Genomic DNA, 6,244 nt, shown 5'->3' with positions numbered 1-6,244 from the left:
GCAGGTAGCCGAGCCGCTCTCCGGCCTCCACCGCGGGACGGGTGAGGATGATCCGGCTCACCTCCTTGCGCTGCAGCGCCTGCACCGCCTTCGCCATGGCGAGGTAGGTCTTGCCGGTGCCGGCGGGCCCGATGCCGAAGACGATCGTGTTGCGGTCGATGGCGTCCACGTACTCGCGCTGGCCGAGCGTCTTCGGCCGGATCGCCTTGCCGCGCGCGGTGAGGATGGCCTGGCCCAGGAGTTCGGACGGCGAGGACCCCGGGTTGTCTTCGAGGATGCGGGCGGAGCTGCCCACGTCGACGGGACCGAGGTCCTGTCCGTTCCGGATCATCTGCAGGAGCTCCTCGATCAGTCGTCGTGCGGCATCGACGGAGGGCCGATCGCCGCGGAGGGACACCTCGTTGCCGCGTGCGAGCACCGAGACGCTGGGGAACCGGGATTCGATCTGCTTGAGGAACCGATCCTGGGGGCCGAGCAGGCGCACCATGGCGACCCCGTCGACCGCGATGCGCTCCTCCGCGCCCGATGCCCCGTCGAGCGGGGCGGGAATGCCGTCAACCCTGGCCAAGGGATCCTTCCGGTAGTGCGCCCGCGAGGACGTGCGCGTGGACGTGGAACACGGTCTGCCCGGCCCCCTCGCCCGTGTTGAAGACCAGGCGGAAGTCCCCGTCGCCGTGCTCCGCGGCCAGCTCTCCCGCCAGTGCCACCAGCTCGGCGAGCAGCCCCGGGTCTCCGGCGGCCAGCTCAGCCACGTTGCGGTACTCCTCGGTCTTGGGGATCACCAGCAGGTGCAGCGGCGCCTGCGGGGCGATGTCCCGGATCGCGAACAGGCGGTCGGTGTCGCGCACGATCTCGCCGGGAATGTCCCCGGAGAGGATGCGCGTGAAGATCGACGGCCCAGTCACAGCATCGATTCTACGTTCGCCCACTGTGTGCGGGGCCCGGGCTTGCCTCAGTCCCATCTCCCGAGGAGCACTCCCAGAGCGGCGATGGCGGCGGGACCGGCCGTCGACGTGCGCAGCACGGTGGGCCCCAGCCGCACCGGTCGCCCTCCCGCGGCGGTCAGCGCGGCCAGTTCACGCTCGGACAGGCCGCCTTCGGGACCGACCACGACGGCGAGGTCGCCCGTGACGCCGCGGACCGCGTCGGCGAGGCCCAGCTCGGCCGTCGGCTCCAGCACGAGGAGGGTGGTGGTCGCGGCGAGCGCCTCGATCTCCGTGCGGCCGGCGAGCGGCTCCACCTCGGGCAGCCAGGGCCGGAGCGACTGCTTGACCGCCTCGCGGGCGATGACCTGCCAGCGCTCCCGGCCCTTCTCCGCCTTGGGGCCGGTCCAGCGGGAGATGCTGCGCTCGGCCTGCCAGGGGATGATCCGGTCCACGCCGAGCTCCGTTGCGGCCTGCACGGCGAGCTCGTCCCGATCCCCCTTGGCGAGCGCCTGGACGAGGACGATCTCGGCCTCGGGTCGAGGAGTGGAGCCGATCCGGCCGATCCGGACCGAGACGGCCGAGGCGGAGGCGGTGTTGACGACGCCCCGCGCGACGGTGCCGCGACCGTCGCCGACCGAGACGGTCTCGCCCGAGCGGATCCGGCTCACCGACGAGGCATGCCGCGCCTCGGCACCCTCGACACGCACCAGCGAGCCCGGGGTGACGCCCTCGAGCGAATCGATCAGGTAGAAGTGCGCCATCCGCTCAGCCGAGGAAGCGGTCGCGGAGCTTGCCGAAGAGGCCCTGCTGGAAGTGCGACAGCTGCGGCTTCTGCGTGCGGTAGCGGCCCGCGAACTTCTCGATCAGCTCGCGCTCGTGCCGGTCGAGCTTGGTGGGCGTGACCACCTGCACGCCGATCTTGAGATCGCCGCGCCCCTGGCCGCGGAGCCGGGTGACGCCGCGTCCCTTGATGGTGAGCACGTCGGCGCTCTGCGTGCCGGGGCGGATCTCCAGCTCGACGTCCCCGTCGAGGGCCGCGACGTTGGCCACCGAGCCGAGGATGGCGTCCGTCATCGGGATCTCGAGCGTCGCGAGGAGGTCGTCGCCGCTGCGGCTGAACGTCTCGTGGTGCCGCACCTTCACCTCGAGATAGAGGTCACCGTTGGGGCCGCCGGCCGGGCCGATCTCGCCCTGACCGGGGAGCTGCAGCCGGAGTCCCGTCTCGACTCCCGCGGGGATGTCCACGGGCAGGGTGCGTCGCGCCCGAACCCGTCCCTGACCCTGGCAGGTGGCGCAGGGGCTCGGGATGACGGTGCCGTAGCCGCGGCAGGTTCCGCAGGGGCTCGAGGTCATCACGTTGCCGAGCAGCGAGCGCACGGTGCGCTGAATGGTGCCGCTGCCGCCGCAGATGTCGCAGGTGACCGGCGTCGTGCCGGGCTGGCAGCACGAGCCCTTGCAGGTCTCGCAGAGGACCGCCGTGTCGACCTCGACGTCGCGATGGGTGCCGAAGACGACGTCCTCGAGGTCCACCTCGAGCCGGAGCAGCGCGTCGCCGCCCCGCTCCCGCCGTGACCGCGGTCCCCCGCTGCGCTGGGCGCCGCCGAAGAAGGTCTCGAAGATGTCGCCGAAGCCGCCGAAGCCGGCGTCGCCTCCGCCGCGGCCGCCGAGGTCGTACTCCTGACGCTGCCGCGGATCGCTGAGCACGTCGTAGGCGTGCGTCACCAGCTTGAACCGGTCGGACGCGTCCGCCCCGGGATTCACGTCGGGGTGCAGTTCGCGGGCAAGGCGGCGATACGCCTTCTTGATGTCGTCGACGCTGGCGTCGCGAGCGACACCGAGCACTTCGTAATGATCAGCCACAGCGGAGGGAGAACCTTTCGGACGCGCGGATCGGCGCAGTCGAGAAGCGGAACGTCATCCCTCGCCCAGGAGGCGGGAGAGATAACGGGCGACGGCGCGCACGGCCGCCATGTTGTTCGAGTAATCCATTCTGGTGGGCCCGAGCACCCCCAGGCGGGCGAGTTCTCCAGACGAGGAACTGTAGCCCGTCGAGAGGACCGAGGCCTCGCCGAGTCCGAAGGCCGCGTTCTCCCGGCCGATGCTGACGGCGACGCCGTTCTGATCGTGCGCCATCTCGCTGAAGAGCTTGAGCAGCACGACCTGCTCCTCGATCGCGTCGAGCACGGGGTGGATGCTCCCCGGGAAGTCCTTCTCCGTGCGGGCCAGGTTTCCCGTGCCTGCGAGCACGAAGCGGTCCTGCCTGCCGGCGAGCGCCTGCTCGGTCAGTGACCGGGCCACCGGCTCGACGAGCGGCACCGACTCCGGGGCGAACGAGTCCGGCAGGGAGCGCAGCCGTTCCGCTGCCTCCGGCAGCGACGCGCCCCCGAGCGAGGCGTTGAGCTTCGTCCGGAGCTCGTCGAGGAAGTGCGCGTCGATGTCCTGCGGCATGTCGACCACGCGCTGCTCCACCCGTCCACCGTCGGTGATGAGCACGGTGAGCAGCCGCGCAGGGGCGAGCAGGACGACCTCGATGTGCCGGATCGTGGCACGGGACAGGGTCGGGTACTGCAGCAGGGCCACCTGCTGGGTGAGCTGGGAGAGCAGGCGCACCGTCCGCGAGAGCACGTCGTCGAGGTCGACGGACGAGCCGAGGAATGTCTCGATCGCCTGCTTCTGGGCGGCGCTCAGCGGTCGCAGATCGGAGAGCTGATCCACGAACACGCGGTAGCCCTTGTCGGTGGGCACCCGCCCCGACGAAGTGTGCGGAGCCGCGATCAGCTCCTCCTCCTCGAGCTGCGCCATGTCGTTGCGGATCGTGGCGGCGGAGACGCCGAAGCCGTACCGGTCGACGAGGGTCTTCGACCCCACCGGCTCACGGGAGGCGACGTAGTCCTGCACGATCACCCGGAGCACCTCGAGGCCACGCTCTGACACCATGGCGATCCCCTCCGCGGCAAGTCCTGGCACTCGCGCCGACTGAGTGCCAATTGTACCCCGAGCCAGTCATTTTTCCGCGATTGCAGGGACAATGCAGCGGGAGTATCTTGAGCCCGTGCCAGCGCGGATGCTCGCCAAAATCGAGCCTGCAGGCGTGATGCGCATCCCTTCGACGAAAGGCACCTCATGAGCAACTCGAACCTCCCGCCGCAAGGCCCGGCCGCCGGCGGGCCGCAGCAGCCCTACACGCCCGCGGCTCCTGCCGCCCCGCTCACCACGGCCGAGGACAAGCAGTGGGCCTCCGTCGCGCACTTCGGCGGCGTCGCCGTCCTCTTCTGGCTCGGCTGGGTTCCGCCGCTGATCACCTACCTGGTCTTCAAGGACCGTGGTCCTCGCACCAATGTGGAGAGCAAGGAGTCCCTGAACTTCCAGATCCTGGTGACCGCAGTCCTCGTGATCAATGCGATCATCGGCACGATCCTCTCGATCGTGACGTTCGGCCTCTGGGCACTGATCCAGCTGCTCATCCACTGGATCGTCGTGATCGTCGCGGTCGTGTTCTCCATCCTCGGCGGGGTCCGGGTCAACGCCGGCGGCACCTACCGCTACCCGGTGAACGTCCGCCTCATCAAGTAGGGCGGCCTCCGCTTCGATCGGCGCGTCGCACGGGCCGGGAACCGCGAGGTTCCCGGCCCGTGCGGTTTACTGGGGCTCCACTGAGAACCAGAAGGAATCCCATGAGCGCTACGCCGCCTCCTCCCCCGCCGGGCGCCTACCCGCCGGCCGCGCCGTTGTCCCCACATGACCAGCGCATGTGGTCGACGCTGACCCATGTCGGCGGCATCATCTTCGGCTTCCTCGCTCCGCTGATCACCTTCCTCGTGTTCAAGGACCGCGGCGCCTTCGTGGCGGAGCACACCAAGACGGCACTCAACTTCCAGCTCACGATGCTGATCGCCTATATCGTGTCGGGCCTCCTCTTCCTGGTGCTGATCGGCGTCGTGCTGTACTTCGTCGTGTTCGTGCTGGTGGTCGTCTTCGGGATTCTCGCCGCGATGAAGGCGAACGCGGGCGAGCCGTACTCGTACCCGCTCACCATCAAGTTCGTCAAGTAGAGGTCAGGTGAGCCGGCGCACCACGTCGTCGGCCAGGAGCCGCCCCCGCAGCGTCAGCGTCAGCCGACCGCGGAGGGCGGCTTCTGCGTCCACCAGGTCGTCGGCGATCAGTCCGGCGACGGCTGCCCGCGCCGGTGGGGGCAGCGTCGGGATCGCGATCCCCTCACGGATCCGGGTCCGGAGCAGCACGCGCTCGAGCTCCCGCGCCTCCGGTCCGAGCGTCTCGCGCCCCACCGCGGGGGAATCGCCGAGGAGCACCCGCTCCGCATACGCCGCCGGGTGGCGGGCATTCCACCAGCGGACTCCGCCGACGTGGCTGTGCGCCCCGGGTCCGACCCCCCACCAGTCCTCGCCGGTCCAGTAGGCCAGGTTGTGCCTCGAGCGCAGCCGTGGATCCGGCGTGCCGTCCGCCGCGCTCCGCGCCCAGTTGCTGACCTCGTACCAGGCGTAGCCCGCCGCGCCGAGCAGCTGGTCGGCCAGCTCGTACATGTCGGCCTGCAGGTCGTCGTCCGGCGCCGCCACCAGCCCGGAGCGGATCTGCCGGGCGAGCTTGGTGCCGTCCTCGACGATCAGGGCGTACGCCGACAGGTGGTCCGGGTCCTCGGCGAGGGCGGACTCGAGCGACGTCCGCCAGTCGCCGAGGCCCTCCCCCGGCGTGCCGTAGATCAGGTCCAGGCTCACATCGAGTCCGGCGTCGCGGGCCCAGCCGACGACGAGCGGGATGCGCGCAGGGTCGTGCGTTCGCTCCAGCGTCGCCAGCACCGACGGGACGGCCGACTGCATGCCGAAGGACACCCGGGTGAAGCCGGCATCGGCCAGCACGAGCAGGTAGTCGGCATCCACCGAGTCCGGGTTGGCTTCCGTCGTGATCTCCGCGCCGGGTGCGATGCCGAAGCCCGCGCGGACAGAGTCGAGCATCCGCACCAGGTCGGTCGCCGGCAGGAGGGTGGGGGTGCCCCCGCCGAAGAAGACGGAGGCGGCGGGGCGCTCGGGCAGTCCGGACCGCTCGAGCACCCGAGCGGCGAACGCGATCTCCGCGGCGGCGTGGGCAGGATAGTCGTCGCGCGAGACGCCGCGCAGCTCGGTCGCGGTGTAGGTGTTGAAGTCGCAGTAGCCGCAGCGCACCCGGCAGAACGGGACGTGCAGGTAGACCCCGAAGGCCCGGTCGCCCGCGCGGGGCGCGGCGCTTGCCGGCAGCAGCCCGTCCGCCGGCGCCGGGTCGGCGAGGGGCAGGGCGCTGGGCATCCCTCCATTCTCCCTGCTCCG

Annotated in this window: 8 protein-coding genes; 2 read left to right on the top strand and 6 right to left on the bottom strand. The window is 70.7% G+C overall.

What is annotated here, in order from left to right:
- The 5 genes from JWR33_RS07785 to hrcA all read right to left on the bottom strand — a co-directional run.
- A partial coding sequence (locus tag JWR33_RS07785) for a PhoH family protein (RefSeq protein WP_297410792.1) occupies positions 1-487 on the bottom strand: 487 nt, incomplete at its 3' end.
- A 67-nt stretch (positions 488-554) separates the two neighbouring features.
- Complete coding sequence (locus JWR33_RS07780) at positions 555-905, bottom strand: HIT domain-containing protein (RefSeq protein ID WP_297410789.1); 351 nt, start codon at positions 903-905, stop codon at positions 555-557.
- A gap of 47 nt (positions 906-952) precedes the next feature.
- Positions 953-1,687, bottom strand: coding sequence for a 16S rRNA (uracil(1498)-N(3))-methyltransferase (locus tag JWR33_RS07775; RefSeq protein WP_297410788.1), 735 nt, complete (start codon positions 1,685-1,687; stop codon positions 953-955).
- Between the two features lie 4 nt (positions 1,688-1,691).
- Entirely contained in the window at positions 1,692-2,786 is a 1,095-nt protein-coding gene (dnaJ, locus tag JWR33_RS07770) for a molecular chaperone DnaJ (RefSeq protein ID WP_297410787.1), read from the bottom strand.
- A 54-nt stretch (positions 2,787-2,840) separates the two neighbouring features.
- Positions 2,841-3,863 carry a heat-inducible transcriptional repressor HrcA gene (gene hrcA / locus JWR33_RS07765; RefSeq protein ID WP_297410785.1) on the bottom strand — a complete coding sequence of 341 codons (1,023 nt, stop codon included), beginning with the start codon at positions 3,861-3,863 and terminating at the stop codon, positions 2,841-2,843.
- Positions 3,864-4,049: 186 nt separating this feature from the next.
- Between hrcA and JWR33_RS07760 the strand changes: the two genes are divergently transcribed.
- Together JWR33_RS07760 and JWR33_RS07755 are read left to right on the top strand one after the other, a co-directional pair.
- Positions 4,050-4,499, top strand: a complete 450-nt coding sequence (locus JWR33_RS07760) for a DUF4870 domain-containing protein (protein ID WP_297410783.1) — start codon at positions 4,050-4,052, stop codon at positions 4,497-4,499.
- 176 nt (positions 4,500-4,675) lie between these two features.
- A complete protein-coding gene (locus tag JWR33_RS07755) occupies positions 4,676-4,978 on the top strand; it encodes a DUF4870 domain-containing protein (RefSeq protein ID WP_297410781.1) in 303 nt (100 codons plus the stop codon).
- 3 nt (positions 4,979-4,981) lie between these two features.
- Here JWR33_RS07755 and hemW read toward each other — a convergent pair whose 3' ends face one another.
- Entirely contained in the window at positions 4,982-6,223 is a 1,242-nt protein-coding gene (gene hemW, locus JWR33_RS07750) for a radical SAM family heme chaperone HemW (RefSeq protein ID WP_297410779.1), read from the bottom strand.
- Positions 6,224-6,244: the final 21 nt, after the last annotated feature.

The organism is Naasia sp. (assembly GCF_025465545.1).
Classification (GTDB): domain Bacteria; phylum Actinomycetota; class Actinomycetes; order Actinomycetales; family Microbacteriaceae; genus Naasia.
Note: the sequence above shows the minus strand (reverse complement) of the source record. Positions and strands in the feature narration are given on the sequence as shown.

Coding starts and splice junctions, on each gene's coding strand:
- JWR33_RS07775 (WP_297410788.1), bottom strand. CDS start 1,687: ATGGCGCACTTCTACCTGATCGATTCGCTCGAGGGCGTCACCCCGGGC.
- hrcA (WP_297410785.1), bottom strand. CDS start 3,863: ATGGTGTCAGAGCGTGGCCTCGAGGTGCTCCGGGTGATCGTGCAGGAC.
- JWR33_RS07760 (WP_297410783.1), top strand. CDS start 4,050: ATGAGCAACTCGAACCTCCCGCCGCAAGGCCCGGCCGCCGGCGGGCCG.
- JWR33_RS07755 (WP_297410781.1), top strand. CDS start 4,676: ATGTGGTCGACGCTGACCCATGTCGGCGGCATCATCTTCGGCTTCCTC.
- hemW (WP_297410779.1), bottom strand. CDS start 6,223: ATGCCCAGCGCCCTGCCCCTCGCCGACCCGGCGCCGGCGGACGGGCTG.